We start from the raw sequence: 25,442 nt of genomic DNA on the forward strand, positions 1-25,442 counted from the left end.
ATACTGCGAAATGAATTGGGTACTGCGCCTGCTAGTGGTTCGCATCTCCTTCATCTGTTGAACATTTGCGAACTGTGGGGTTGAACTTGACGCCGGGGCTTGTGCGGCCAGAACCGCGGACCGGGTCACGTCCCGGCGTCTCAACCCGCTAGCCACCGCTACCCTTGGCGGATGGGTGAATGGCGCCCGCTGACCGGGCCTTCTCGGCAGGTCGCGCTGGAGATCCTGCTGGACGGTCCACTGTCGCGCGCCGAACTGTCGCGCCGAGTGGGGTTGTCGCCGGGCAGCCTGACCCGGTTGTCCAAGCCGATGGTCGAGTCCGGCCTGCTCGTCGAGGTGTCGGCCGGGCCTACTGACGCGCGGGTCGGGCGGCCGTCGCAGCCCCTCGACCTCGATCCCGCTTCACACCACTTCGTCGGCGTGAAGGTCACTGGGGATGCGGCGGTCGGCGTACTGACGACCCTGCGCGCCGAGGTGATCGCGACCGCGGAGCGTCCGCTGATCGATCAAGCACCGACGACGGTCGCCTCGATCGTCACCGAACTGGCCGACGATCTCGCCTCGGACCTGCACCTCACCGGGCTCGGCGTGAGCCTGGGCGGACGCGTCGCGAACAACTCCGAGGTCCGCTGGGCTCCATTCCTCGACTGGGTCGACGTGAACTTCGGCGAGCTGCTCACCGCACACACCGATGTACCGGTGGTGGTTGCCAACGATGTCACCGCGCTGACCGAATCCACGCACTGGTTCGGCGCGGGCCGCGGCGCCGACCGGTTCGTGCTGATCACCATCGGCGCCGGCATCGGCTATGGGCTGGTCATCCACGATCGAACCGTCGACAGCCCCGACGTGAGCCTCGGGTTGATCGGCCATCACCCACTGCTACCCGACGGCCCACGCTGCGATCGCGGCCACCACGGCTGCGCGGCCGGCCTGCTCCAGGTCGACTCCATCATCGAGCAAGTCGGTAGTGCGCTCGGCCGTCCGGTCGAGTACGACGAAGCCCTCGACCTCGCGGCGAAAGGCGAACCGGCCGCGCAACGGGTGATCAGCACCGCCGGACGCGCCCTGGGCAAACTGATCGCCGTCGCCGCCAACTTCACCATGCCCCAGCGGGTCGTCCTCGGCGGCGAGGGCATCCGCCTCGCGGAGGTCGCCCACGACGAGCTCGTCGCCGGCCTGCACGCCAACCGCCACCCCTCCGCCACCGACCTCCCCCTCGTCCTCCAACCCCCCGACTTCACCGAATGGGCCCGCGGCGCCGCCGTCGTAGCCATCCAAACCTTCGTCCTCGGCGCCTGACCCCAGACCAAGGCTCAGATGTAGTAACTGACTAAATTGGCTTAGTCGGTTACACTCGCCCAATGTTGAGGCGATGGGTTGAGGGCTGGCGGTTGTGCCGGGGGCTGGAGCCGGCGATCGAGCACGACGGGGCGTTGGACGTCGTACTGCGATTGCCGGGCAGGGAGCGCGAGTTGTTCGCGCTGACGGACGACCCGTTGATGGTCGACAAGCTGGCGACGCGTACGGCCGGTGATGCCTGGCTGACTGTGACCACGCAGGACGGCAACGGCGTGGCGCGGCGACTCAAGCAGGCTGGGCTGCAGCCGTTCGAGGAGCAGAAGGTGTTGATGTCGATCGAGCTGGCGAACCACCCGCAGCCGGTGGCACCGGCGTCGTACAAGGTGGAGGTCGAGACGCGCGGACCGCTGGAATACGTGCGGATCAAGGCTGCGGATGGAGAGGTCGCGGCGCGCGGAATGGCGGCGATCGTCGGGCGGGACGCGGTGATGCACGACATCCAGACCGATCGGGCCCATCGGCGTCGTGGCCTCGGCAGTGTGGTGATGGGCGCCTTGAGCCGGCGTGCGATCGAGCGCGGGGCCGTCACCGGGTTGCTGATGGCTACGACCGAAGGCGAATTCCTCTATCGCAAGCTGGGCTGGACGTCCGAGGCGACCATGGTGACCGCGGTCGGATCAGGCAGTGCGGGCGCGGTGAGCGGCGACCTTGGTGCGGTTCTGGCAGGCCGTTGAGCAGAAGCGCTGCGTACGGCTCCGCGTCGTATCCAGGAACAGGTCGTCGCAGCGGGTCGCCTCACAGCGGCGGAGACGCTCCAGATCGTCGCTGCCCAGGAGCATCGCTACCGCGGTGGCGAACTCGGCCAGCCACCCGGTCGCCTCGTCGGTGCTGCCGAAGTGTAGGTGCCACGGCGCATCCTCCTTTTGACGGAGGAGTTGCGGGGCGGCCTTGGTGGCCTTGAGCAACTCGTTGACGATCTGAACCGCCTTGTCCACTTGACCTTCCGGCAGACAGCTCAGCGCGTCGTACAGCTTCTTGCCGCCGGCGGCGAAATCCGACCGGTCCGCCGCGACGAGCCGGTTGGTGGTCAGCCTCAGTACGGCGGCCACGTCGGGCGCGGCGGCGGGACGGCCCTGCCGCCACTCGGATCCGAAGGTGTTCGCCAACGCGACCGCCGCCCCGAGCGACGCCTTCAGATGATCCGTGGCTTCCACCCGCCCAGTATCCCTGATCTCACCGGCAGTAGCTGAGACGCCGGTGAGACGTCGGTGCAACGGATCGGCCTGACCGTGGTCATCCATGTGGAGGAGGCGGGTCAGACCGGGGGACGCCGGGATGTGCTACCAGGGTCGTACGTCCTGGCGGGTCAACATCCGCCCGCGAACCGATGAAGTTGTTCGTTGCCGGAAACAACAATGACCGACATGCATCTGGTCCAGAGCCCGCCCCGTCAACGCTCGGCCACTGTCGGACTCACCGAGGCCGTGATCGACCTCTCCGCCGAACGCGACACGACTGTTGCCCTGGTCCCCCTCGGCTATGCGGACGGGATCCCCCGCGTAGCGGTACGGCGGGCGAGCGTGCTCTGCCGAGGCGTCCGGATGCCCGTGATCGGGCGGATCGCGATGGACCAGTTCGTCGTCGACGCCGGCGACGTACCGGTGGAGCCCGGTGAGCCGGTCACGATCTTCGGCGACGGCACCAACGGTGAACCAACGGCCGAGGACTGGGCCGACTGGGCCGGCACCATCCCGCACGAGATCTACTGCGGAATCGGCCCCCGAGTGCAACGCCGCTTCGAGGAGGCAGGCCGATGAAGGTCGCGATCGTGATGGGCGGCGCCAGCCCCGAACACAAAGTCTCCCTGGCCAGCGGCCGGGGCATCGCCAAGGCGATCAGCCTCCTCGGCCACACCGCGATCCCGTTGGTGATCGATGCCGACGGCAACTGGATCGACGGCCAGCACGAGGCGATCGAGATCCTTCAGGCCTGTGACGTCACCATCCCGGCCATGCATGGTGAAGGCGGCGAGGACGGCACGATCCAGGGGTTCCTCGACCAGCTGAAGATTCCGTACGTCGGCAGTGGCGTCGCGGCCAGCGCGGTCGGGCTCGACAAGCACCTCACCAAGGCGATCCTGCGAGCCCACGGCATCGCCGTCACACCCGGCATCAGGCTCACAGGATCGGACCTGGCCGAAACCGAGTCGGCGATCCAGAAGCTGAAGGCGGCCGGTCTGGAGTTCCCGGTCTTCGTCAAGCCGGGCAACGGTGGTTCCAGCTTCGGCGTCGCCCGCGCGACAGACCTCGCGACGCTGTCCCACGCGATCGCGGATGCCGCCGTACTGGCGCCACAAGTCCTGGTGGAGCAGGAGATGCTCGGCCGGGAGATCGACCTGGCCGTGCTGCAGTTTCCGGACGGGCGGGTCGACACCGCTCCGGCGCTGGAGATCCACCCTGATCCAGAGCAGCCGTTCTTCAACGCTACGGCGAAATACGACAGCAGTGCGACGCGGTTCGTCGTACCGGCGCCGCTCGAACCAGCCCTGGCCGGCCGACTTCGCCGTACGGCGATCGAGGTCTTCGAGGTGCTCGGGTGTGCCGGACTGGCCCGGGTCGACTTCTTCGTGCCGGCGGACGGCGAGCCAGTGGTCAACGAGATCAACACGTTCCCGGGCTTCACTCCGGCGTCGCAGTTCCCGCGGATGTGGGCGGCGGCCGGGATGAGCTACACCGATGTGGTCGACACCCTCATCAGGACGGCGGCCAAATGACCGGTCCTTCGGCGACCGCTACTGGGCCTACGTCGAGGATCGGCCGCACGCTCTGTACTCATTTGATGCGGTCGGGGTTGGTGTAGACGTTCAGCGAGCCGTTGCGGATGAAGCCGGCCAAGGTCAGACCGGACTCGGCGGCCAGGTCCACGGCCAGCGACGAGGGAGCTGAGACAGCACCCAGGACCGGGATCCCTGCCATCACCGTCTTCTGCGCCAGCTCGAACGACGTACGGCCGGAGACGATCAAGACATGACCACGCGCTGGGATCCGGCCGCCGAGGAGAGCCCAGCCAATGACCTTGTCGACGGCGTTGTGCCGGCCGACGTCCTCGCGTACGACGAGCAGTTCACCGGCCGAGGTGAACAGACCCGCGGCATGCAGCCCGCCGGTCCGGTCGAAGACCTGCTGCCTCGAACGCAGTACGTCGGGAAGCCCGGCCAGCACCTCGAAGGGAACCCGCACGTCGTCCTCGGCCGGTGAGTAGCGAGTCTTCAGCCGTACGGCGTCCAGCGACGCCTTCCCGCAGACACCGCACGAGGACGTGGTGTAGAAGTTGCGCTCGACACCGGTCACCGGCGGCGGAACGCCGGGAGCAAGGCCCACATCGAGGACGTTGTAGGTGTTGCGGCCTTCGTCGTCGCGTGAGCCGCAGTACCGGGCATCGCGGATGTCGTCGAGGCTGGCGATGACGCCTTCGGTGTGGAGGAATCCGTGCGCGAGTTCGACGTCGTGGCCCGGCGTCCGCATGGTGATCGCGAGCGGCTTGCCGTCGACGCGGAGTTCGAGCGGTTCCTCGACCGCGATGGAGTCCGGCCGGCTCCGGTCGCCCTCCGGTCCAAGACGCAGTACTGGACGACGCGCGATCAGACGGCCCATGGCTGCGCTCCGGGGTCGAGTGGAAGCAGGCGGGCGGCGATCGCGGAGGCCGGCCCAGGGTCGATGACGGCCAGTGCGTCAGCCGCGGCAGCGCCACGCAACATCGCCGAACCGCCATGTCCCAGCGGTACGGCGCCTTGCGCGGTGACGCGGACGGGGACCAGTCGAGTACTGCGAGGGTGGCACGGCACGCCTCCTGGAAGAGGCGCAAACGTCAACGCAGGAAGGGAAAGACCGCGCATCCGCCGGATCGCCGCGACACCCAACGTGAGGAAGGCGGTCAGTGCGGCGAGCGGGTTGCCAGGGAGGCCGAGGACCAGCCGCCCGTCGTCGAAGCGCGCGAGAGCCTGCGGGTGCCCGGGACGGCAGGCGACGCCGTCGACGATCAGCTCCGCACCAAGCGCCGCCAACGCGGGCCGCAAGTGATCCGCCGGACCGGACGCCGACGAGCCGGACACCAGGATCAGTTCCGCGTCGGTGGACCTAAGCGCCTCAATCAACGCTTGTCGTGAGTCCGGAAGATGCTGCACCGGACCAGCCTGAGCACCTGCCCGCGTGATGAGACCCGGCAGCATCGGGCCAATCGCGTCACGCACTCGTCCCGGTCCTGACGCGCCTCGATGTACCAACTCGTCGCCCGTGACGAAAGCGGCGACCCGCGGCTGCGGGATCACTGTCAGCCGATTCAACCCAACGGATGCGGCGAGCCCGAGCACAGCCGGATCAACCACCACCCCGGCCGGCAGCAGCAGCTCGTCAGCCTGACACTCCTCACCAGCACGCCTGATGTGCCGCCCAGGCTCAGCCGGCCCTTGTAGCAATTCCCCAACCAGTACGGCGTCCTCGTCCCGCACCACGGAAGTCGCGCCCGACGGTACGGCGGCGCCGGTCGCAATGCTGCATGCTTCACCGACCGTCAACACCACGGGCGCCGAGCACCCCGCTCCCACATGCTGCACGACCCGCCACGGCCCACCGCCACACACGGCGTACCCATCCATCGCCGCCCGATCCACGGGAGGCACAGCCATCGGCGAAACCAGCGGACTCGCGAGCACCAGCCCACCGGCGTCACTCAACGGTTTGGACACTGCCTTCAGCGGTGTCCCCGTCGCATGCGCAAGCTCACGAGCGACATCCCAAGGCAGCACAGGACCAGCATGCCTTGCGACGTCTATCGATTGGCTCACAGTTGCTGCGCCGCCAGGGCGGCTACCGGGTCGAGGTCTTCCGCACCGGCCTCCACATGCGCGATGAGGGCCTTCTTCATGCGGGGATCCCAGGCGATCTTCATGTGGTTGGCGACTGCGGTCGCGGCCTCCGCCGGGGCGCGGTGAGCGAACTGGGCCGCGATGTCGTTCGCCAACCGGACGTACGACGGCAGAGTGCTCACAGCCCACCACCAGCGACAACGGGCTCGCGTTCGGACTCAACCGCTACCGGTGACGTCAGCAGATCGACCTGTACCGCGGTGACCTTGTACTCCGGGCAGTTCGTCGCCCAGTCCGAGTTGTCCGTGGTGATCACGTTCGCCCCGGTCACAGGGTGATGGAACGTCGTGTAGCAGACCCCTACCGGCATCCGATCGGACAGCTTGGCCCGCAAGTTCGTGCGGCCGACCCGGCTCGAGAGCGCCACCATGTCGCCGTCCGAGATGCCCCGGACCTCGGCGTCGTGCGGATGGAGCTCCAGCACATCCTCCGGATGCCAGGCGACATTCGCCGTACGACGAGTCTGGGCGCCGACGTTGTACTGCGACAGGATGCGCCCAGTTGTCAGGATCAACGGGAACCGCCGGGTCGACCGCTCACTGGTCGGCACGTACACGGTCTCCATGAACCTGCCCTTGCCCCGGGTGAACTCGTCCTCGTGCATGATCGGCGTCCCGTCCGGGTGCTCGAGGTTGCACGGCCACTGGATCGAGCCGGCCTCGTCCAGTTTGCGGAACGAGACCCCCATGAACGTGGGGGTGGTGAGCGCTATCTCATCCATGATCTGGGCGGCCGAGTCGTAGTGCATCGGGTATCCCATCGCCTGCGCGATCTCGCAGATGATCTGCCACTCCTGCTTGCCGGTCTTCGGCGCCATGATCGGCCGGACCCGGTTGATCCGCCGCTCGGCGTTCGTGAACGTGCCGTCCTTCTCCAGGAACGACGTACCTGGCAGCAGCACGTGCGCGAACTTCGCGGTCTCGTTGACGAACAGATCCTGTACGACGAGCAGCTCCAGCGAGCTGAGCGCGGCGAACACGTGCTGGGTGTTCGGGTCGGACTGCGCGATGTCCTCACCCTGCACGAACAATGCGCGGAAGGAGCCGTCGATCGCCGCGTCGAACATGTTCGGGATTCGCAGACCGGGCTCGTTCAGCAGCGGCGTACCCCAGAGCTGCTCGTAGACGTCTCGGACGCCGTCGTCCGAGACGTGCCGATAGCCCGGCAGCTCGTGCGGGAACGAGCCCATGTCGCAGGAGCCCTGGACGTTGTTCTGGCCGCGCAGCGGGTTTACACCGACGCCTCGCCGGCCGATGTTGCCGGTCGCCATCGCGAGGTTCGCCATGCCCATCACCATGGTCGAGCCCTGGCTATGCTCGGTAACGCCGAGACCGTAGTAGATGGCGGCGTTGCCACCGGTCGCGTAGAGCCGTGCCGCGGCCCGCAGCTCCTCCGCCGGTACGCCGGTGATCTCGGCCGCTGCCTCCGGGCTGTGCTCCGGCCGGGAGATGAACTCCTCCCACTGCTCGAAGCCCTCGCACCGATCGGCGACAAATGAACGATCCACCAGGCCTTCGGTCACCACAACGTGAGCGAAAGCGTTGATCACGGCAACGTTCGTACCGGGCGCGAGCTGCAGGTGATGCGCCGCCTCGATGTGCGGCGAGCGGACCAGGTCGATCCGGCGCGGGTCGGCGACGATCAGCTTGGCGCCCTGGCGGAGCCGCTTCTTCATCCGGGACGCGAACACCGGGTGCCCGTCGGTCGGGTTGGCGCCGATCACCAGGATCACGTCGGCCTCCTCGACCGACCTGAAGTCCTGGGTCCCGGCCGACTCGCCGAAGGTCTGCTTCAACCCGTAGCCGGTCGGCGAGTGGCAAACCCGCGCGCAGGTGTCGACGTTGTTGTTCCCGAACACCGCACGGACCATCTTCTGGACGGCGTACACCTCTTCGTTCGTGGTCCGCGACGACGTGATTGCGCCGATGGATCCCTGGCCGTGCTCGGCCTGGATCTCACGCAGCCGGCGGGCGGTGAAGCTGATCGCCTCGTCCCAGGAGACCTTCCGCCACTCGTCGGCGATCGTGTCCCGCATCATCGGCTCGAGTACCCGATCCGGGTGGCTCGAGTACCCGAACGCGAACCGGCCCTTCACACACGAGTGCCCCTCGTTCGCGCCACCGTTCTTGTACGGAACCATCCGCACCAGCTCGTCACCACGCAGCTCGGCCTTGAACGAGCAGCCGACCCCGCAGTACGCACAGGTCGTAACGACCGACCGCGTCGGCATCCCGAGCTCGATCACCGACTTCTCCTGCAACGTCGCCGTCGGACACGCCTGTACGCACGCCCCACACGAAACACAGTCGGAGTCGAAGAACGAAGCCCCAGCACCGGCGGCGACCTTCGAGTCGAATCCACGTCCTTCGATCGTCAGCGCAAGAGTTCCTTGTACTTCGTCACACGCCCGAACGCACCGCGAGCACGCGATGCACTTGGACGCTTCGAAGTCGAAGTACGGGTTGGAACTGTCAGTCGGAAGGTCCAGATGGTTTGCACCGGCCTCGACGCCGGAGCCGTAGCGGACCTCGCGAAGACCGGTGACGCCCGCCATGTCCTGGAGCTCGCAGTCGCCGTTGGCCGAGCAGGTGAGGCAGTCGAGCGGGTGGTCGGAGATGTAGAGCTCCATCACGCCGCGCCGCAGCTTGCCCAGCCGTTCGTTCTGCGTGCGGACCACCATGCCGTCGGCAACAGGCGTCGTACAGGAGGCAGGTGTGCCACGCACGCCGTCGATCTCGACCACGCAGAGACGGCAGGAGCCGAACGCTTCCAGGTTGTCGGTCGCGCACAGCTTCGGTACGTCGACCCCGGCATGCTTGGCGGCGCGCATCACCGACGTACCAGGCGGGACCGAGACCTTCACACCGTCGACCGTCAGATCGATGGTGGCTTCACCGGGGCGGGCGGGGGTGCCGAAGTCGGGTTCCTTTAGCAGGGTCATGCGTGGAAGTCCTTTCCGAAGTGGCGGACTGCACTGCGTACCGGCATCGGGGTGAGGCCGCCCATCGCGCACAGGGAGCCGTCGGTCATCAGGTCGCACAGGTCGTCGAGCAGGACGAGGTTCTTGTCGCGGTCGACACCGGACGTGATCCGGTCGATCGTCTCGACGCCGCGGACTGCGCCGACCCGGCAGGGCGTGCATTTGCCGCACGATTCGGCCGCGCAGAACTCGAAGGCGAACCGGGCCATCGCGGCCATGTCCACGGTCTCGTCGAACACCACGATCCCGCCGTGCCCGACCATCGCACCGGCCGCCGCGAACGCCTCGTAGTCCATCGGCAGTTCGAACTGCTCGACCGGCAGATACGCCCCGAGCGGTCCACCCACCTGTACGGCGCGCACCGGGCGACCGGACGACGTACCACCGCCGAAGTCGTTCACGAGCTCGCCGAGGGTGATCCCGAACGCGGTCTCCACAATCCCGCCGCGAGCGACGTTGCCGCCGAGCTGGAACACACTCGTCCCGAGCGACCGGCCGGTCCCGTACGACGCGTAGGCCGCAGCACCTTGCGCCAGGATCGTCGGGACCGTTGCCAACGACAACACATTGTTGACCACGGTCGGCCGGCCGAAAAGCCCTTCCAGCGCAGGGATCGGCGGCTTCGCGCGGACCATTCCGCGCTTTCCTTCGAGGCTCTCCAGCATCGAGGTCTCTTCGCCGCAGATGTACGCGCCGGCGCCGACTCGCACGTGAAGATCGAAGCTCAGCCCAGATCCGAGGATGTCCTCGCCGAGCCATCCTTCTGAGCGCGCGATCTCGATCGCCGCCCTCAGCATCGCCACCGCGTCCGGGTACTCGGACCGCAGATAGACATAGCCTTCCGAAGCCCCGACGGCGTACGCCGCGATCGTCATCCCCTCGATCAGCGTGAACGGATCGCCCTCGATCAGCATCCGGTCCGCGAAGGTTCCCGAGTCGCCCTCGTCCGCATTGCAGCAGACGAACTTCAGCTCGCTCGGCGCGCCGAGCACCGTCCGCCACTTGATCCCGGTCGGGAACCCAGCACCGCCCCGACCTCGCAGCCCGGAGTCGACTACGGCCTCGACCACCTCGGCCGGCGTGATCGAAAGTGCTTGCCTCAGGCCCTCATTTCCGCCGTACGACGTATGGTCGGTGGCGGAGAGCGGGTCGATCACCCCGACTCGGGCGAAGGTGAGGCGCTGCTGCCGTTTCATCCAGGGCAGTTCCTCGACCAGGCCGAGATACGCGCCGATGTCGCGCACCGCGCCGTCGAGCAGGCCGGCCGCGACCAGTCCGTCGACGTCCTCGGGCGCGACCGGTCCGTAGCCGACACGACCTTCCGGAGTCTCGACCTCGACGAGCGGCTCCAGCCAGAGCATGCCGCGCGATCCGTTGCGGACGATCTCGACATCAGCGCCGACCGCAGCAATCCGTTCGGCGACCTCATCGGCTCCAACCGAACGTGCGGCGGCATCCCTCGGAACGTAGACCTTGGTCATCGTGGCTCCCCGAGGATCGCGTCCAGCCGGGCCGGGGTGACCCGTCCGTGCAGCTTGCCGCTCACCTGCACGGCAGGACCGAGCGCGCAGTTGCCGAAGCAGAACACCTCGTCGAGCGTCAGCCGGCCGTCGTACGTCGTCTCGCCGAGCCCGCAACCTGTCGTCCGCTTCGCGTGCTCGGCGAGTTCCACCGCACCGACCGAGCGGCACGCCTCGGCCTGGCAGATCGCGACCGTGGTCCGGCCGGCCGGCGTACGACGGAAGTCCTTGTAGAACGTGACGACGCCGTGGACTTCGGCCACGGCGAGGTTCAGTACGTCGGCGACGACCGGGATGTCCCCCTGGTCGACGTACTCCAGTTCCTCCTGGATCGCATGCAGGATCGGGATCAGCGCACCGCGGAGCCCACGTAAATCGGTGGCTATCTCGCGCACTCGTTGGGCACGCCCGGGGACCGGGACGGAGGCAGCGGCCACGACCTCACTCGTCATGTATACAACATTCCGTCGTCATCACCGCACGGTCAAAGCAAACCTGCCTATGACGTGATAGCCACCGTCTATCAAAGTGGGTTCAGGAGGCGGCGCTTGCGTCCGCTGTGGTTGAGGGAGCTACCCAGAGACAGTCGGCGGTGCCGTCGTCGAGGTGTTGCTGGTAGATGGTGACCTTGTGGGTGATCACCCGCATGCACTCGTTGAGTTCCTCGATCTGGGCGGCAACGTGCTCCTGATGACTGCGCAGCAGCGCGAGGCGTTCCCGCTCGTTGCCGCGGCCCTGGCGGACGAGGTCGGTGTACTTGCGGATGGTGTCCAGCGGCATGCCCGACGAGCGGAACTTGATGCACATGTTGAGCCACTCGACGTCGTCTTCGGTGTAGACCCGGCGCCCGTTCGACTCTCGCCGTACCGGATCCGCCAGCAGTCCCTCGCGCTCGTAGAACCGCAGCGCGTGCACGCTCAGCCCAGTCCGCTCCGCCACCTGTCCAATGCTCAGTCCGACACTCATAGACCCCACTCTAGGTCGTGTCTGGTGATCCAGCGCCTACTGCGCGGCACTCGGCAGACACGGCCTAAGTCAGTGGCTTGAGCGCGGTCAGGGCCTCATGTACGTCGGCGAGGGTCGTGTAGATGTGGAAGGACGCGCGCAGCTTGCCGTCGCGTACGGCGGCCCGGATGCCGGCTGCCTCGAATGCTTCCTGCGCGCCGGGCAGCGACGTACTGACGATGGCTGAGTTCGACGGCGGCAGGTTGAGACCGGCGCGGAACTCGTTGGCGAGCTCGAGATTGTGCCGATGGATCGTTTCGACGCCGATCTGCTCGATCAGCTCGAGCGCCGGCGCGGCGCCGACGAAGCTGAACCACGCCGGCGACTGGTCGAACTTCCGCGCGCCCGGAGCGAGCTCCATGCGCGTCCCGTAGTACGAGCCGTGAACGTCCGCACCGGCGTACCACCCGGCGGCGGACGGCCGGCACCGCTCCTGCAGCCGCGGCGACAGATACCCGAGCGTCGCGCCGCGTGGCGACATCATCCACTTGTAGGTGTGCGCGACGAGCGCATCGATCCCGTCCACGGTGAGCGGCAGCCAGCCGAGCGCCTGGCTCGCGTCGATCACCACCAGAGCGCCGATCTTCTTGCTGGCAGCAATAACCGCGGACAGATCCAGTACGACGCCGGTCGACGACTGCACGGCACTGACGGCGACCAGGTCGATCCCAGGCTGAATCGCGGCCACCAGCTCACTCCCCGGTACGGCGACGACCTCGACGCCGCGGTCCTCGTGCACCTTCCACGGGAACACGTTCGAGGTGAACTCGACGTCGTCGGTCAGCACCTTCGAACCGTCCGCCAGCGCGGTCGCGATCGGCGCAAGGGCGGCGGAGACGGTGCTGCCGACGAACACATCACCCGCATCGGCGCCGACCAACCGGGCGAACGCCTCGCGGGCGCGGATGGTCGACTCGTCCCACGGCTCCCAGCTCGTCGCGCCGACCCGCCAGTCCGACAGCGCAGCTTGCAGCGCCTCCCAGGCCGGCCGCGGCGGCAGCCCGTACGACGCAGTGTTCAACCAGCCCGGCTCCGGATCCCACAAGCCCTCGAACTCCACACTCCCCACCCTACGCAGCCTCCACCTTGAGAACCCACCAACCACAATTTGGTCCGCAGGATGGTCGGTGGGTTCTCAAGGTCGGCTTGACCTAGACAGCGCTCTAGCTTCTAGCGTTCGGGCATCACGACCCGAACGCTAGGGAGCTTGTTCATGCGCTATCGCACGTTGGGTGGGACCGGGATCGAGGTCAGTGTGCACTGCCTCGGGACGATGATGTTCGGTGCCGTCGGCAACCCCGACCACGAGGACTGTGTCCGGATCATCCACACCGCCCTCGACCAGGGCATCAACTTCGTCGACACCGCGGACATGTACTCCCGCGGGGAGTCCGAGGAGATCGTCGGAAAGGCGCTGAAGGGCCGCCGGGACGACGTCGTGCTGGCGACGAAGGTGCACTTCCCGCTCGAGGACGGGACGCGCAACCGGAGCGGGAACTCGCGCCGGTGGATCGTCCAGGAGGTGGAGAACAGCCTGCGCCGGCTGAACACCGATTGGATCGATCTGTACCAGGTGCACCGGCCGGACTACAGCACCGACATCGAGGAAACCCTGTGGGTGCTGACGGATCTGGTCAGTCAGGGGAAGATCCGTGCGTTCGGGTGCTCGACGTTCCCGGCCGAGGACATCGTGCAGGCGTACCACGTGTCCGAGTGGCGCGGATACGGGAAGTTCCGGACCGAGCAACCGCCGTACTCGCTGATCGCGCGCGGGATCGAGCGGTCGTTGCTGCCGACCTGTCAGCGGCTCGGGATGGGCGTACTGACGTGGAGTCCGCTGGCGTCCGGGTTCCTGTCCGGCAAGGTGCGTCGCGGCGAGGTCGACCTGACGAAGGGCCGGGCCGCGCTCACGCCGTTCCGGTTCGATCCGTCGCTCCCTTCGAACGCGGCGAAGTTCGACGCGCTCGAGCAACTGATCGAGGTTGCCGAGGGCATCGGTTGCACGCTGCCCGAGCTGGCGCTGGCGTTCGTCACCACCCACCCGGCGGTGACGTCGGTCATCAGCGGCCCACGCACGATGGAGCACCTGGACGGCCTCCTGAAGGGCGCCGACCTCACCCTCGACGACGCCACCCTCGACCGCATCGACGAGATCGTCCCGCCCGGCACCGACCTCTACCCGCCGGACGGCGCCTGGAAGTCCCCCTTCCTCACCAACCCTGCCCTGCGCCGACGGCTGCCAGCAGACCGGTAGAACTTGCCGATGCAGAAGGGTGGTCAGCTGTTGACAGAGCGTGCGTGGATCTTTGTCACCAGCGCGTGCAGGGTGGCGCGTTCGGCCGCGGTCAGTGGCTGCAGCGTCGTTCGCTCGACCTCGCGGACCACCTTCTGCGCGGTCGTCATCGCGTTCCGGCCCTTCATGGTCAGTGAGATGCGGTAGCGGCGCCGATCCGCCGGGTCCCGCTCCCGGGTCACCAGCCGCTTGGCGATCAGCTCGTCCATCAAGCGGACCATGTCGCTGGCGTCGATCCCGAGGCCGGCCGCGAGCGCGTGCTGCGCCGATGGGCCGACGTCGGTCAGCTCGGCGAGCGCGGCGTACTGCCACAACGTCAGGCCCGGGCGCTCGGCCAGCCGGTCGGCGATCGCGCGCCGGCTCGCCACTCCCACCCGGTGCAGCACGAAGGTGGTGATCCCCGCGAGAGTTTCCATCGACCTATTGTAGGTTGGAACCAATCGTTGGATCTTACCAACTAATCGAGGTGATCAGGATGGATGCGCTCTACCCACGGCTGCTGGTCCGCGATTTCCCTGCAGCCGTTGACTTCTACCGCGGTCTGCTGAAGGAGCTGTACGACGTTCAGCCGGTGAAGGTGATCCCGGAAGCGCAGTACGCGAACTGGGATCTGGAGGGGCAGACCGGTCTCGTGCTGTTCGGCCGTTCGATGATCGCGGCGACGATCGGGACCGATGCACTGCCGGCGGAGACGACTGCGCAGGACGCGTCGATGCTCGTCCTGAAGGTGGACTCGGTCGATGCGGCGGTGGAGGTTGCCGAGAAGTTCGGTGCGACCGTACTGGCGCCCGCCCAGGACCGCCCGCAGTGGGGTCCCAGCCTGCGGACCGCCCACCTCCGCGCCCCCGACGGCACCTTGCTGGAGTTGCAGTCGTACTAAATCGAGAGAAATGGGGCACAGGGGGCCGGACAACACCTAAGAAGAGAAGTGAGGACGATGGGAATCGCGCAGTCCATCCGCAACGCGGCGGAACCCTGGACAGCGAAGGACGTCAGCAAACTGAAAGAACTCGCCGCGCAGAACCTGCCGATGTCGGTGATCAGTCTCCGGCTCGGCCGCCCCGAGCCGGCAATCCTGAGCAAGGCGATGCAATCCGGCATCAAGCTCATGCCCCTCAACCGCCCACCGTACGGCGGCTAGGCCCGCCGCAACGGCACCAAAGCCACCGCACCAGCGACAGTGCACGCCAGCGCGGACACAGCAAGAACGGTCGCCGGTGTCGTGTGATCGACAGCAAGTGCACCCACTGCGGCGCCAAGCGGTGAAGCGATCGCCAGTAAGGCGCGCTGTTTACCGAACATCGTGCCGTGACTGGCTGGATCGACCCATCGCTGCAGAGCCGTCGTCTCGATCGCGGAGTACGGCCCCCACACCGCACCAGACACGAGGAAGATCACCGCCGCAGCCGGCAGGCTGTGCGTCGCAACGATCGGCAGAGTGACCAGTCCCCAGACGATCGCCCCGATCGCGTTGACCAGCCCCGGGCGTCGCGCCGACAGCCAAGGCGCCAGCGACAAGGTCGCCAGCGCAGCCGCGCCAAACACGACCCAGAGCAACGAATACCCACCAACGCCACTGTCCAACTGGTCCCGGGTGAAGTGCGGCATCACGGTCTCGTACGGCCCATACGTGAAGTGATACGCGACCGACAGCCCGATCAATCCGACCACCGGAGCCGACACCCAAGACCTTCCAACCTCAGGCCGGCGAGTAACGCCAGTACGACGAGGCAGGCGTACGGCGAGCGCGGCGACGCCCAGCAGCATCACCAACGGCACCAAGAACGCCCGCCCTGGCCCGAGCAGGCCGAGCGCCGGACCGGCCAACGCCGCACCCAGCAGCATCGGCAGCTGATCACCCAAGCCCAGCAAGGCGTTCGCCCGCGGCAGCAGGTCGTCATCCACGAGCCGCGGCACCAGCGTCCGGCAAGCCGCGTAGCTGAGCGGCGTCGTCACCCCGGCAACGGCGCCGACGACAAGCACGATCCACACCGAGAAGTGCTGCTGCCACCCCACAACTACGAGCGTCGCCATGAGTACGGCCCGAACGCCGCCGTCGAGCATGAGCATCCACACCGGACCGAGCCGGTCCACCGCGCGACCGCCCACCATCCCGCCGATCAGCGTCGGCAGGCGAATGGCAACGACGAGTACCGCCGTCTGAGCCCCTGACCAGCCTTGCGGCTCGGCGATCCAAAGCAGGACGAACAGCAGGAAGTTGTCCGCCGTCGAGGCGAGCGTCCAGGCCGTCGCCAGGCTGATGAGCGGACGCCTGGTCATGGCGACTCACCCACCGATTCGTCCACTGATTCGTCTACTGGGCACTCGGCGCAGACGGGCCAGTTGCAGAGCCGGCAGGTCGTGTCTGCCGCGGCCCGAGCACGCGCGGTTCGCCGGAGCGCGGTCGCGAGCAACTCGTTCAGCCGGCGCTGCTCGGCCGCGGTCAACCCGTCGAGGACGTCACGGTTCGCCTGATCACGTGCGGTGTTCCAGGTCGCGAGCAGTTCCTGTCCAGCCGCCGTCAGCCCGAGTTCGAGGACCCGCCCCCGGCGCGCACGTACGACGTACCCGAGTCTCTCCAGGCGGTCGATCAGACGGACTGTGCCGGACTGCGTGAGGTCGATCCGGCTGAACAACCAGTCAGCCGAGCAACCGTCGTGGCTCGCGATCAGGGTCAGCGCGGCCAGGTCGCGCAGGCCGAGGCCTGGCGGCACCACCTCGGCGATCGCGGCGGTCAACGCGTCGTGACTGCGCAGGGTCCAGGCGGCCCAGATGTTAGACATGACTCATTCATATGACTCACTCATATTTCGGTCCAGCCCGAGCGTGTCGCGGGTTTCCGGGGTTCGGCCGCGGGCAACTGGCAGAGTGACAGGAGGTTCACCATGAGCTTCGACCCACCCGGCATGCCGCGCCCCGGCCGCAACATCCGCGGCGAGACCGAGGAGACCTTGACCGAGGAAGGCGTCGAGGTCACCGATCACTCCGTCACACCCCCGGACCACCCCGGCGCCCCTTCCCCGGGCCCTCAGCCGTACACACCCCGCCGGCCCGCCGCGACCGCACCCGAGCCCGAGCAAGCGGCGGAGGCAGAGGCAGAGCAAGGGTCGGAGCCGGACGCGCAGCCCCGCCACCGCCGCGACGTTCCCCCGGACGCCGAGCCGCCCCAAACAGCCGCCAACGACTGAGCTGCCCATTTTGTGCACCAGGTCCGCGTGCCGCGGGCGCCGGCGTACGGAACTGATGCACAAAGTGAGCAGAGACTGCGGCCATCCAGGCGGGTGCATTACCGTGTGGGGACTATGACTGGTGGCCGGGGGTGATGCCGTGGCGGTGACGATGCGCGATGTGGCGCGCCACGCCGGGGTGTCGCCGAAGACGGTGTCGAACGTGATGAACGGCTACCCGTACATCCGCGAAGCGACCCGGACCAAGGTGCTCGCCTCGATCGATGCCCTCGGCTACCAGATGAACATCTCGGCCCGGAACCTCAAGTCCGGCCGGACCGGCATCATCGGCCTCGCGATCCCGGAGCTCAGCCTGCCGTACTTCGGCGAGCTCGCCGACGCCGTCATCGAGGCGGCCGACGAGCACGGCCTCACCGTGATGATCGAGCAGACCGGCGCGGACCGCGACCGCGAGCTGACCGTGCTCAACCGGCCCCGAGGCCACCTGGTCGACGGCCTGCTCTACAGCCCGCTCGGCCTCGGCCAGGACGACATCGGCCAGCTGAACACCAACACCCCGATGGTCCTGCTCGGCGAGCGCATCTTCCACAGCCCGGTCGACCACGTGATGATCGACAACGTTGGCGGTACCAAGGCCGCCGTCGAGCACCTGCTTCAGCTCGGCCGCCGCCGGATCGCCGTACTCGGCGTGCATCCCGGCGAGAAGGTCGGTACGGCGTCCATCCGGTACGGCGCCTATGCCTCGGCTCTGACCGATCACGGCGTACGGGTGCCGGAAGAGCTGGCCTTTCCGGCCGGGCGGTGGCATCGGTCGACCGGGGCGGAGGCGACGGAGCGGCTGATCGCAACCGGGGAGAAGTTCGACGCGATCCTGGGGCTGAACGACACGCTTGCGCTCGGTGCGGTGCGGGTGCTCACCCGGCACGGCTACCGGATTCCGGACGACGTCGCAGTGGTGGGCTTCGACAACATCGACGAGACGTTGTACAGCACGCCGACACTGACGACGGTCGATCCGGGCCGCACCCAGATCGCCCGGAACGCGGTCGAACTGCTGGTCAAGCGGATGGCCGGCGACGACTCCGAGCACGAGGAGATCGTCGCGCCGTACCAGCTGCACATCCGCGAGTCGACCGCCGGCTAGCGGCTCCAAGGGCCCGGTCACGCAAAGCCACCAGCCGTGAAGGGTTGACGCTCCCAGAACGTCCGGGCATCATCTCTACACCGATGTAGTACACCGATGTAAAGCATGCCCCGATCGCCTGACCCCGGCGTCGGCGCGGCGGTCTCGCACGCCCGAAACCGTGCTCCACCCCCCGCCTGGAGGACACGTAGATGCTGGAAGATTCCCCACCACCCCCGCCCTATCGCCCCAACCGTCGAGCAGTACTTGGTGGACTGCTCGGCGCGGCCGGCGCCCTCGCTCTCTCCGGTTGCGGCAGCCTGGGCGGCAAGCCCAGGGTCCGCGAGTGGAACCTGTTCGGCGGCGGCGACGGCGCCCGCTTGCTGGAGATCCACAAGCAGTACGTCGCCGAGCACCCGAACGTCCAGTTCGAGGCGCACACGCTCGCCTGGGGCCCGCCGTTCTACACCAAGCTCGCGATGTCCGCGGCCGGTGGCCGGGCGCCCGAGGTTGCGACCCTTCACTTGTCCCGGCTGAAGGGTTTCAGCCCGACCACCTTGCTCGATCCGATCCCGGTCGACCTGCTGAACGAGGCCGGGATCAACGAGTCCGACTTCCTGCCGGCGTCCTGGAACCGCGCGATGGTCGACGGGAAGCTGTACGCCGTACCGCTCGACACGCACCCGTTCGTCCTCTACTACAACACCGACATCTGCAAGAAGGCCGGCCTGCTCGGACCGGACGGCAAGATCAAGCCGGTCAAGGGTGTGGACGCGTTCGTCGACATGCTCAAGGCGGCCAAGGACGTCACCGGCAAGTACGGCGCCTCGATCGAGACGACCAACCCGTGGCGGATGTGGTGGACGCTCTACGGCCAACTCGAGGGCAAATTCTTCAACGAGGACGGCACGCAGCTGATCCTCGATGACGCGAAGGCGCTGGAAGCCCTGGATCTGATGGCGAAACTCGCCGCCGACGGGCTGGTGCCACGGTCGGCCAACTACCCGGCCCTGGTCGCCCAGTTCAGCAGCGGTGACGTGGGCCTGAGCTTCAACGGGGAATGGGAGGTGACGACGTACCAGACCGCGAAGATGCCGTTCAGCATGGCGCCGTTCCCGGTCGTGTACGACGTACCGAAGTACGCGGGTGACGCACATACGTTCGTACTCCCGCACCAGGCGAACCGGAGCAAGGACGACACCAAGGCGACGATCGAGTACATCGCCTGGATGCTGAAGCACAGCGCGGAATGGGCCGCTGGTGGGCACATTCCGGCGTACCAGCCGGTGGTGACGAGCCAGGAGTATCTGGACCTCAAACCGCAGGCGGAGTACCGCAGTGTGGCGCCGGACGTGTTCTTCGACCCGGACGCATGGTTCAGCGGCTCGGGCGCGCAGCTGCAGAACGAGGCAGGCGCGGCGTTCAGCGGCGTCTTCTCCGGGCAGTCGACCCCGAAGGCTGCGCTCGCGCAGTTCAAGGCCGCCACCCAGACGCTCCTCGACACCCCGTCCCCGGTCTGACAGGAGATCTGACTCATGACTGTGCAGACACCACCTCGAGTTACACCTGGTACGCCGGCCACAGCGGCGAAGCCCGAGACCGGGAAGCCCTGGAAGGAACGCTGGGCGGGACTGTTCTTCGTCGCGCCGTTCCTCCTGCTCTTCGCCGTCTTCCTGGCCTGGCCGACCGTCTACGGTCTGTGGAACAGCTTCTTCAACACCAGCCTGGCCGGTGTGAAGCAGGAGTTCCTCGGCCTGCAGAACTGGCGCGAGATGTTCAACGATCCGGCCGTCTGGTCCTCGCTGAAGAACACTCTCGTCTTCACCGCGATGAGTACGCCGCCGCTGGTGATCATCGCCCTCGTGATGGCTCTGCTGGCCAACCGCAGGGGCGTGCTCGGCTGGCTGCTGCGGTTCTCGTACTTCGCTCCGTTCGTCCTCCCCGCGACCGTCGTGACCCTGATCTGGGTCTGGATCTACCAGCCCGGGTTCGGCCTGGTGAACGGTCTGCTGACGGCCGGCGGCTTCGCCGAGATCGACTGGCTGAACACCGACAACCGGGCCATGCTGGCCGTGGTGATCACGACCGTCTGGTGGACGGTCGGGTTCAACTTCCTGCTCTATCTTGCCGCCCTGCAAGGGATTCCGGCGCAGGTCTACGAGGCGGCCGATATCGACGGTGCGAACGGCCGGCAGAAGCTGTTCCGGATCACGCTGCCGTTGCTGAGCCGCACCACCGGGCTGATCGTCGTACTGCAACTGGTGGCGTCGCTGAAGATCTTCGACCAGATCTACCTGATGACCAACGGCGGGCCGAACTACGCGACCCGGCCGATCATCCAGTACATCTACCAGAACGGCTTCACCAACTACCGGATCGGCTACGCGTCGGCGATCTCGTACATGTTCTTCGCGATTATCGTGATCGTCGCGGTGCTGCAGTTCAAGCTGTTCGCGGGCCGGAAGGAGGCCGACGCATGAGGACGACCTGGACCTTTCCGAAGGTGGCGAGCATCGTCGGTGCGGTGATCCTGGCGGTGATCTGGCTGGTCCCGTTGCTCTGGGCACTGGACACGTCGCTCAAGCCGGAGCCCGAGACCACTCTGTCGCCGATCACGTGGTTGCCGCAGGCACCGACCACGGAGGCCTACCGGAGCGTCGTCGAGCAAGGCGATCTGATCCGCTGGTTCATGAACAGCAGCGTGGTGTCGATCCTGGTGACAGCACTGACTCTGGTCGTCTCGGTATTGGCGGCGTACGGATTCTCGCGGACCAGCTTTCCCGGTCGGCGGGTGCTGTTCGGCCTGATCATCGCCGGCATCCTGGTGCCGCCGCAGGTGCTGATCGTGCCGCTGTTCCAGGAGATGACCGGCCTCGGCCTGGTCGACACCTACTGGGGCATCGTGCTGCCGCAGGTGGTCGCGCCGGTGATGGTGTTCGTGCTGAAGAAGTTCTTCGACGGCATCTCCCGCGACTACGAGGACGCCGCCCGGGTGGACGGCGCGACTCGCTGGCGGATCGTCTGGAGTGTCATGGTGCCGATGTCGCGGCCGATCCTCGTTGCCGTCGGCATCTTCACCTTCATCGGGGCCTGGAACAACTTCCTCTGGCCCTTCATCGTGACCACCGACCCGTCGATGATGACGATCCCGGTCGGACTCGCCAACGTGCAGGGCTCGTACGGCCTGCGCTACGCCCAGATCATGGCCTCGGCTGTCCTGGGCGGTCTGCCGCTACTGATCGTGTACGCGCTGTTCCAGCGGCACGTGGTCCGCGGTGTCGGCGACGCGGGGATCAAGGGATGAGGCGGTTCGCCGCGCTGGCTGCGGCCGCGCTGTTGGTGCTCAGCACCACCGCAGCGGCCGCAGCTCCCGGCGTACCCGAACTCTCCGGCGACCTGCGCACGCACGACCCGGCGCTGATCAAGGACGGCAAGGACTGGTACGTCTTCTCGACCGGCGACCCAGCCGTTGCCGACGGCACCGTTCAGGTACGGCGATCGCCGGACGGCCGGCAGTGGACAACAGCCGGCACCGTCTTCGACACGATCCCGGCCTGGCTGCGCACGGAAGTCCCCGGGGTGTCGAACCTCTGGGCTCCCGAGGTGATCAAGCACGGCAGCACCTACTACCTCTACTACTCCGCCTCCACCTTCGGCTCCAACCGCTCGGTGATCGCGCTGGCGACCAACACGACGCTGAACCCCGACGATCCGTCCTACCGCTGGGTCGATCGAGGCCTGGTGCACCGCTCGGTGCCGACCGACGACTACAACGCGATCGACCCCGGTGTCGTCGTCGACGCCGCGGGCACGCCGTGGATGGCGTTCGGCTCGTTCTGGAGCGGCATCCGGATGATCAAGCTGCAGTGGCCGTCCGGTCTCGCCGTACCGGGGCAGGGCGAACCACTGCGGCTGGCCGATCGACGTGTTCCGCCGAACGCGATCGAGGCGCCGTACGTCGTCCGCCGTGGCGACTGGTACTACCTGTTCGTCTCGTTCGACTTCTGCTGCCGCGGGTCGGACAGCACGTACAAGATCGCGGTCGGCCGCTCGCGAGCCGTCACCGGTCCGTACGTCGACAAGCTCGGGACACCGCTGCTGCAAGGAGGCGGCACGGTGATCCTGTCCGGCTCCGGCTCGATGGCCGGACCCGGTGGCCAGTCCGTGTACGACGGCTGGCTCGCGCACCACTACTACGACGTCCAGGCGAACGGGGACTTCCGGCTCGGTCTGCGGCGGATCCACTGGGGCCAGGACGGCTGGCCCCGGGTCACCTGACCCACCCCTCTCCACAGCACCTCATCACCACGACAGGAGCCACCCCGTGACTTCAGCCAAACTCGTCCTCGATCCCGCGTTCACCGTGGCGCCGGTCAATCGCCGGACGTTCGGTACGTTCGTCGAGCACATGGGCCGCTGTGTCTACACCGGCATCTACGAGCCGGGCCACGCGACCGCCGACGAGGACGGCTTCCGCAAGGACGTTCTCGAGCTGACCCAGGAGCTCGGCGTCTCCCTGGTCCGCTACCCCGGCGGCAACTTCGTCTCCGGCTACCGCTGGGAGGACGGCGTCGGTCCGCGCGAGGGCCGCCCGCGCCGGCTCGACCTGGCCTGGCACAGCATCGAAACCAACGAGTTCGGTCTGGACGAGTTCATCCGCTGGTGCGCCAAGGCCGGGGTCGAGCCGATGATGGCGATCAACCTCGGCACCCGCGGTGTGCAGGAGGCGCTCGACCTGCAGGAGTACACGAACCACCCGGGCGGCACCGCGCTGTCCGACTTGCGCGAGCAGCACGGCGCCTCGCCGTACGGTGTCAAACTGTGGTGCCTGGGCAACGAGATGGACGGGCCTTGGCAGATCGGGCACAAGACGGCGGCCGAGTACGGACGGCTGGCGGCCGAGACCGCGCGGGCGATGCGGATGATCGAGCCTGATCTGGAGCTGGTCGCGTGCGGCTCGTCCTCGTCGTCGATGCCGACCTTCGGCACCTGGGAACAGGAAGTGCTGCGGGAGTCGTTCGACTTCGTCGACTACATCTCCTGCCACGCGTACTACGGCAACGACGACGGCGACACCGAGTCGTTCCTGGGCTCGGCCGTGAACATGGACCGCTTCATCGACGCGGTCACCGCGACCGCGGACGCCGTCGCCGCCGAGCGGAAGAGCAGCAAGCGGATCGACATCTCCTTCGACGAGTGGAACGTCTGGTACGGCGACCGGTCGCGGCGGACCGACGGACCGGGCGACCAGTGGGAGGTTGCGCCGAGACGGATCGAGGACGAGTACAACGTCACCGATGCCGTTGTGGTCGGCAACCTGTTGATCTCGTTGCTGCGGCACAGTGACCGGGTCGGCGTCGCTTGCCTCGCGCAACTGGCGAACGTGATCGCGCCGATCATGACCGAGCCGGGCGGACCGGCCTGGAAGCAGCCCACCTTCCACCCGTTCGCGATCACCTCCCGGCTCGCGGCCGGTCAGGTACTGCGGGTGGAGACCGACTCGCCGACCGTCAGCACCGCCAAGTACGGCGACATCGCGGCGGTCGACGCCGTGGCGACGTACGACGAGGGCAAGCTGGCCGTGTTCCTGGTCAACCGGTCGACCGAGGGCCCGATCGAGATCACCGTCGACGTCAGCCGGATCGGAGTGACCACGGTCGCGGAGGCTGTCATCGTCCACGACGAGGACCGGCTGGCGACGAACTCCGCCGACCAGCCCGACCGCGTCACCCCGCAGCCGGTCGAAGCCCAGCTGCAGGACGGCAAGCTGACCGTCACCCTCCCGGCGGTCAGCTGGTCCGCTCTTAACCTGTCGACCGACTGAGAATGCGCTGTCAGACTGGGTGGTTGTGGCCACCCAGTCTGACCTCGCCGAGACCTCGCGTATCGAGGCCTTCAGCGACGGCGTCTTCGCGATCGCGATCACCCTGCTCGTCCTCGAGCTGCACATTCCGGAACTCGAGGAAGGCGAGCGGCTCTGGCCGGCGCTGGTGCGGGAGTGGCCGCAGTTCGGCGCGTACCTGACCAGCTTCGCGATCCTCGGCATCATGTGGATCAACCACCACTCGATGTTCCGCCAGATCCAGCGGGCGGACCGCGGGCTGATGTTCCTCAATCTGCTGTTGCTGCTGTGGACCGCGCTACTGCCGTTCCCCACGAACCTGTTCGCCGAGTATCTGCGCGACGACACGATCAACGCTCACGTCGCCGCCGCGGTCTACAGCACCAACCTCACCCTCGCCGCGATCGCATTCAGCCTGATCTGGTGGCACGTGCTCCGGCGCCATCTGGTCGACCACGACCTGACGCCGTCCCAGCAGCGCTCCTCGATCCTGCGCTACTCAGTCGGTACGGCGTTCTACGCCGCCTGCATCGGCCTGTCCTTCATCTCCGCGCCGGTCACCCTGCTGGTCCAGTTCCTGCTGGCCCTGTACTACGGCTTCGAACAGCTCAGGACTCGCGCTTGAAGTGCGTGACCGTCACGCCCGGGGCGATCTCGGTTCGACCTGTTTCGCGGTAGCCGCGGGACTTGTAGAGGTTGGCGGCCGGGGTGTTCGCCGTACCGGTGGAGACGACGCTGGTACGGCGCGGTTCCAGCTCGTCGAGGTGGTCGAGAAGAGCTCGGCCGTGGCCGCGGCGGGCGTGGGCTGGGTCGACGATCAGCCGGGTGATGTCGACCAGATCGTCCTCGAGTTCATAGGCAACCGCGCCGACCAGGACGTCGCCGTCGTACCGGCCGAGCCAGTGTTCGGTGGACGACATCAAACCGTCGAGGTCTTCCTGCAGCGGCGGGATGCCGTCGAAGCCGATCAGCTCGGCCTCGACGGCGTACGCGCGGTGCTGGATGGTCAGAAGTCGCTCCGCGAGCGTTCGATCGGCGAGGTCGAGGGGTTTGATCACGCGCGCCAGTATCCCAGGGCTTTGACCCGGCCCCGGGGTACGGCGAGCTCCTTGACGACGTACGACGAAAGAGTGCGGGTGGTCAGTGACCTGTTCGGCACCCGTCACACTGAAGGTGAAGTCCTTCCCACGGAACAGCTTGAGTACGACGCCTTCCCAGCCATGCCTCACGACGTCCTCCACCGGAGAGAATGGCCGTTGCGGCCA

28 protein-coding genes are annotated in these 25,442 nt (G+C 67.3%); 15 read left to right on the plus strand and 13 right to left on the minus strand.

Annotation, left to right across the window (positions count from 1 at the left end; all coding sequences use genetic code 11):
- The first annotated feature begins 171 nt into the window (after positions 1–171).
- Entirely contained in the window at positions 172–1,302 is a 1,131-nt protein-coding gene (locus EV646_RS31435; protein ID WP_132155060.1) for an ROK family transcriptional regulator, read from the plus strand.
- 62 nt (positions 1,303–1,364) lie between these two features.
- Positions 1,365–2,036, plus strand: coding sequence for a GNAT family N-acetyltransferase (locus EV646_RS31440; protein WP_132155062.1), 672 nt, complete (start codon positions 1,365–1,367; stop codon positions 2,034–2,036).
- On the opposite strand, the gene EV646_RS31445 is transcribed toward EV646_RS31440, so the two are convergent.
- Positions 1,980–2,516 carry a CGNR zinc finger domain-containing protein gene (locus EV646_RS31445; protein ID WP_158291060.1) on the minus strand — a complete coding sequence of 179 codons (537 nt, stop codon included), beginning with the start codon at positions 2,514–2,516 and terminating at the stop codon, positions 1,980–1,982. The genes EV646_RS31440 and EV646_RS31445 overlap by 57 nt on opposite strands.
- Positions 2,517–2,726: 210 nt before the next feature.
- Between EV646_RS31445 and EV646_RS31450 the strand changes: the two genes are divergently transcribed.
- Positions 2,727–3,119 (plus strand): alanine racemase, encoded by a 393-nt coding sequence (locus EV646_RS31450; RefSeq protein WP_241996447.1) that lies wholly within the window; start codon positions 2,727–2,729, stop codon positions 3,117–3,119.
- Positions 3,116–4,075 (plus strand): D-alanine--D-alanine ligase family protein, encoded by a 960-nt coding sequence (locus EV646_RS31455; protein WP_132155068.1) that lies wholly within the window; start codon positions 3,116–3,118, stop codon positions 4,073–4,075. Before EV646_RS31450 ends, EV646_RS31455 begins: the two co-directional genes overlap by 4 nt.
- A gap of 58 nt (positions 4,076–4,133) precedes the next feature.
- On the opposite strand, the gene fdhD is transcribed toward EV646_RS31455, so the two are convergent.
- From fdhD to EV646_RS31495, 8 genes are all read right to left on the minus strand, one after another.
- Positions 4,134–4,955 (minus strand): formate dehydrogenase accessory sulfurtransferase FdhD, encoded by an 822-nt coding sequence (gene fdhD / locus EV646_RS31460; RefSeq protein ID WP_132155069.1) that lies wholly within the window; start codon positions 4,953–4,955, stop codon positions 4,134–4,136.
- On the minus strand, positions 4,943–6,145 hold the full coding sequence (locus EV646_RS31465; protein ID WP_338419300.1) for a molybdopterin molybdotransferase MoeA: 1,203 nt from the start codon (positions 6,143–6,145) through the stop codon (positions 4,943–4,945). The genes fdhD and EV646_RS31465 overlap by 13 nt, the downstream gene beginning before the upstream one ends.
- Positions 6,142–6,348, minus strand: a complete 207-nt coding sequence (locus tag EV646_RS31470) for a formate dehydrogenase subunit delta (protein ID WP_132155073.1) — start codon at positions 6,346–6,348, stop codon at positions 6,142–6,144. The genes EV646_RS31465 and EV646_RS31470 overlap by 4 nt, the downstream gene beginning before the upstream one ends.
- Positions 6,345–9,167: a formate dehydrogenase subunit alpha gene (gene fdhF / locus EV646_RS31475; RefSeq protein ID WP_132155075.1), complete on the minus strand. Its 2,823-nt coding sequence runs from the start codon at positions 9,165–9,167 to the stop codon at positions 6,345–6,347. The genes EV646_RS31470 and fdhF overlap by 4 nt, the downstream gene beginning before the upstream one ends.
- The gene (locus EV646_RS31480) at positions 9,164–10,687 is read right to left on the minus strand and encodes a formate dehydrogenase beta subunit (RefSeq protein ID WP_132155077.1); all 1,524 of its coding nucleotides are present in this window, start codon (positions 10,685–10,687) and stop codon (positions 9,164–9,166) included. Before EV646_RS31480 ends, fdhF begins: the two co-directional genes overlap by 4 nt.
- Positions 10,684–11,178 carry an NAD(P)H-dependent oxidoreductase subunit E gene (locus EV646_RS31485; RefSeq protein ID WP_241996448.1) on the minus strand — a complete coding sequence of 165 codons (495 nt, stop codon included), beginning with the start codon at positions 11,176–11,178 and terminating at the stop codon, positions 10,684–10,686. The genes EV646_RS31480 and EV646_RS31485 overlap by 4 nt, the downstream gene beginning before the upstream one ends.
- 82 nt (positions 11,179–11,260) lie before the next feature.
- Positions 11,261–11,692: a MerR family transcriptional regulator gene (locus EV646_RS31490; protein ID WP_132155079.1), complete on the minus strand. Its 432-nt coding sequence runs from the start codon at positions 11,690–11,692 to the stop codon at positions 11,261–11,263.
- A gap of 64 nt (positions 11,693–11,756) precedes the next feature.
- On the minus strand, positions 11,757–12,791 hold the full coding sequence (locus tag EV646_RS31495) for an aminotransferase class V-fold PLP-dependent enzyme (protein ID WP_199237293.1): 1,035 nt from the start codon (positions 12,789–12,791) through the stop codon (positions 11,757–11,759).
- A 153-nt stretch (positions 12,792–12,944) separates the two neighbouring features.
- On the opposite strand from EV646_RS31495, the gene EV646_RS31500 reads away from it, so the two are divergent.
- Positions 12,945–13,985 carry an aldo/keto reductase gene (locus EV646_RS31500; RefSeq protein WP_132155083.1) on the plus strand — a complete coding sequence of 347 codons (1,041 nt, stop codon included), beginning with the start codon at positions 12,945–12,947 and terminating at the stop codon, positions 13,983–13,985.
- A gap of 23 nt (positions 13,986–14,008) precedes the next feature.
- Here the strand turns inward: EV646_RS31500 and EV646_RS31505 are convergent, their stop codons facing one another.
- The gene (locus EV646_RS31505) at positions 14,009–14,440 is read right to left on the minus strand and encodes a MarR family winged helix-turn-helix transcriptional regulator (RefSeq protein ID WP_132155085.1); all 432 of its coding nucleotides are present in this window, start codon (positions 14,438–14,440) and stop codon (positions 14,009–14,011) included.
- Between the two features lie 59 nt (positions 14,441–14,499).
- Between EV646_RS31505 and EV646_RS31510 the strand changes: the two genes are divergently transcribed.
- The gene (locus EV646_RS31510) at positions 14,500–14,904 is read left to right on the plus strand and encodes a VOC family protein (protein WP_132155087.1); all 405 of its coding nucleotides are present in this window, start codon (positions 14,500–14,502) and stop codon (positions 14,902–14,904) included.
- Between the two features lie 57 nt (positions 14,905–14,961).
- The gene (locus EV646_RS31515; protein WP_132155089.1) at positions 14,962–15,165 is read left to right on the plus strand and encodes a hypothetical protein; all 204 of its coding nucleotides are present in this window, start codon (positions 14,962–14,964) and stop codon (positions 15,163–15,165) included.
- Here the strand turns inward: EV646_RS31515 and EV646_RS31520 are convergent.
- Both EV646_RS31520 and EV646_RS31525 read right to left on the minus strand, forming a co-directional pair.
- The gene (locus EV646_RS31520; RefSeq protein WP_132155091.1) at positions 15,162–16,304 is read right to left on the minus strand and encodes an MFS transporter; all 1,143 of its coding nucleotides are present in this window, start codon (positions 16,302–16,304) and stop codon (positions 15,162–15,164) included. The genes EV646_RS31515 and EV646_RS31520 overlap by 4 nt on opposite strands.
- On the minus strand, positions 16,301–16,807 hold the full coding sequence (locus EV646_RS31525; RefSeq protein ID WP_132155093.1) for a MarR family winged helix-turn-helix transcriptional regulator: 507 nt from the start codon (positions 16,805–16,807) through the stop codon (positions 16,301–16,303). Before EV646_RS31525 ends, EV646_RS31520 begins: the two co-directional genes overlap by 4 nt.
- A 102-nt stretch (positions 16,808–16,909) precedes the next feature.
- Between EV646_RS31525 and EV646_RS31530 the strand changes: the two genes are divergently transcribed.
- From EV646_RS31530 to EV646_RS31565, 8 genes are all read left to right on the plus strand, one after another.
- A complete protein-coding gene (locus EV646_RS31530) occupies positions 16,910–17,212 on the plus strand; it encodes a hypothetical protein (protein WP_132155095.1) in 303 nt (100 codons plus the stop codon).
- Positions 17,213–17,351: 139 nt separating this feature from the next.
- The gene (locus EV646_RS31535) at positions 17,352–18,356 is read left to right on the plus strand and encodes a LacI family DNA-binding transcriptional regulator (RefSeq protein ID WP_241996449.1); all 1,005 of its coding nucleotides are present in this window, start codon (positions 17,352–17,354) and stop codon (positions 18,354–18,356) included.
- Between the two features lie 191 nt (positions 18,357–18,547).
- Positions 18,548–19,855, plus strand: a complete 1,308-nt coding sequence (locus tag EV646_RS31540) for an extracellular solute-binding protein (RefSeq protein WP_132155097.1) — start codon at positions 18,548–18,550, stop codon at positions 19,853–19,855.
- A gap of 15 nt (positions 19,856–19,870) precedes the next feature.
- Positions 19,871–20,815, plus strand: coding sequence for a carbohydrate ABC transporter permease (locus EV646_RS31545; RefSeq protein ID WP_132155099.1), 945 nt, complete (start codon positions 19,871–19,873; stop codon positions 20,813–20,815).
- Positions 20,812–21,639 carry a carbohydrate ABC transporter permease gene (locus tag EV646_RS31550; RefSeq protein ID WP_132155101.1) on the plus strand — a complete coding sequence of 276 codons (828 nt, stop codon included), beginning with the start codon at positions 20,812–20,814 and terminating at the stop codon, positions 21,637–21,639. The genes EV646_RS31545 and EV646_RS31550 overlap by 4 nt, the downstream gene beginning before the upstream one ends.
- Entirely contained in the window at positions 21,636–22,613 is a 978-nt protein-coding gene (locus tag EV646_RS31555; RefSeq protein ID WP_132155103.1) for an arabinan endo-1,5-alpha-L-arabinosidase, read from the plus strand. Before EV646_RS31550 ends, EV646_RS31555 begins: the two co-directional genes overlap by 4 nt.
- A gap of 46 nt (positions 22,614–22,659) precedes the next feature.
- The gene (gene arfA, locus EV646_RS31560) at positions 22,660–24,159 is read left to right on the plus strand and encodes an arabinosylfuranosidase ArfA (protein WP_132155105.1); all 1,500 of its coding nucleotides are present in this window, start codon (positions 22,660–22,662) and stop codon (positions 24,157–24,159) included.
- Positions 24,160–24,184: 25 nt separating this feature from the next.
- Positions 24,185–24,802, plus strand: a complete 618-nt coding sequence (locus EV646_RS31565; RefSeq protein WP_158291061.1) for a TMEM175 family protein — start codon at positions 24,185–24,187, stop codon at positions 24,800–24,802.
- On the opposite strand, the gene EV646_RS31570 is transcribed toward EV646_RS31565, so the two are convergent.
- Positions 24,786–25,406, minus strand: a complete 621-nt coding sequence (locus EV646_RS31570) for a GNAT family N-acetyltransferase (RefSeq protein ID WP_241996450.1) — start codon at positions 25,404–25,406, stop codon at positions 24,786–24,788. The genes EV646_RS31565 and EV646_RS31570 overlap by 17 nt on opposite strands.
- Positions 25,407–25,442: the final 36 nt, after the last annotated feature.

The organism is Kribbella antiqua, assembly GCF_004345665.1.
Lineage (GTDB): Bacteria > Actinomycetota > Actinomycetes > Propionibacteriales > Kribbellaceae > Kribbella > Kribbella antiqua.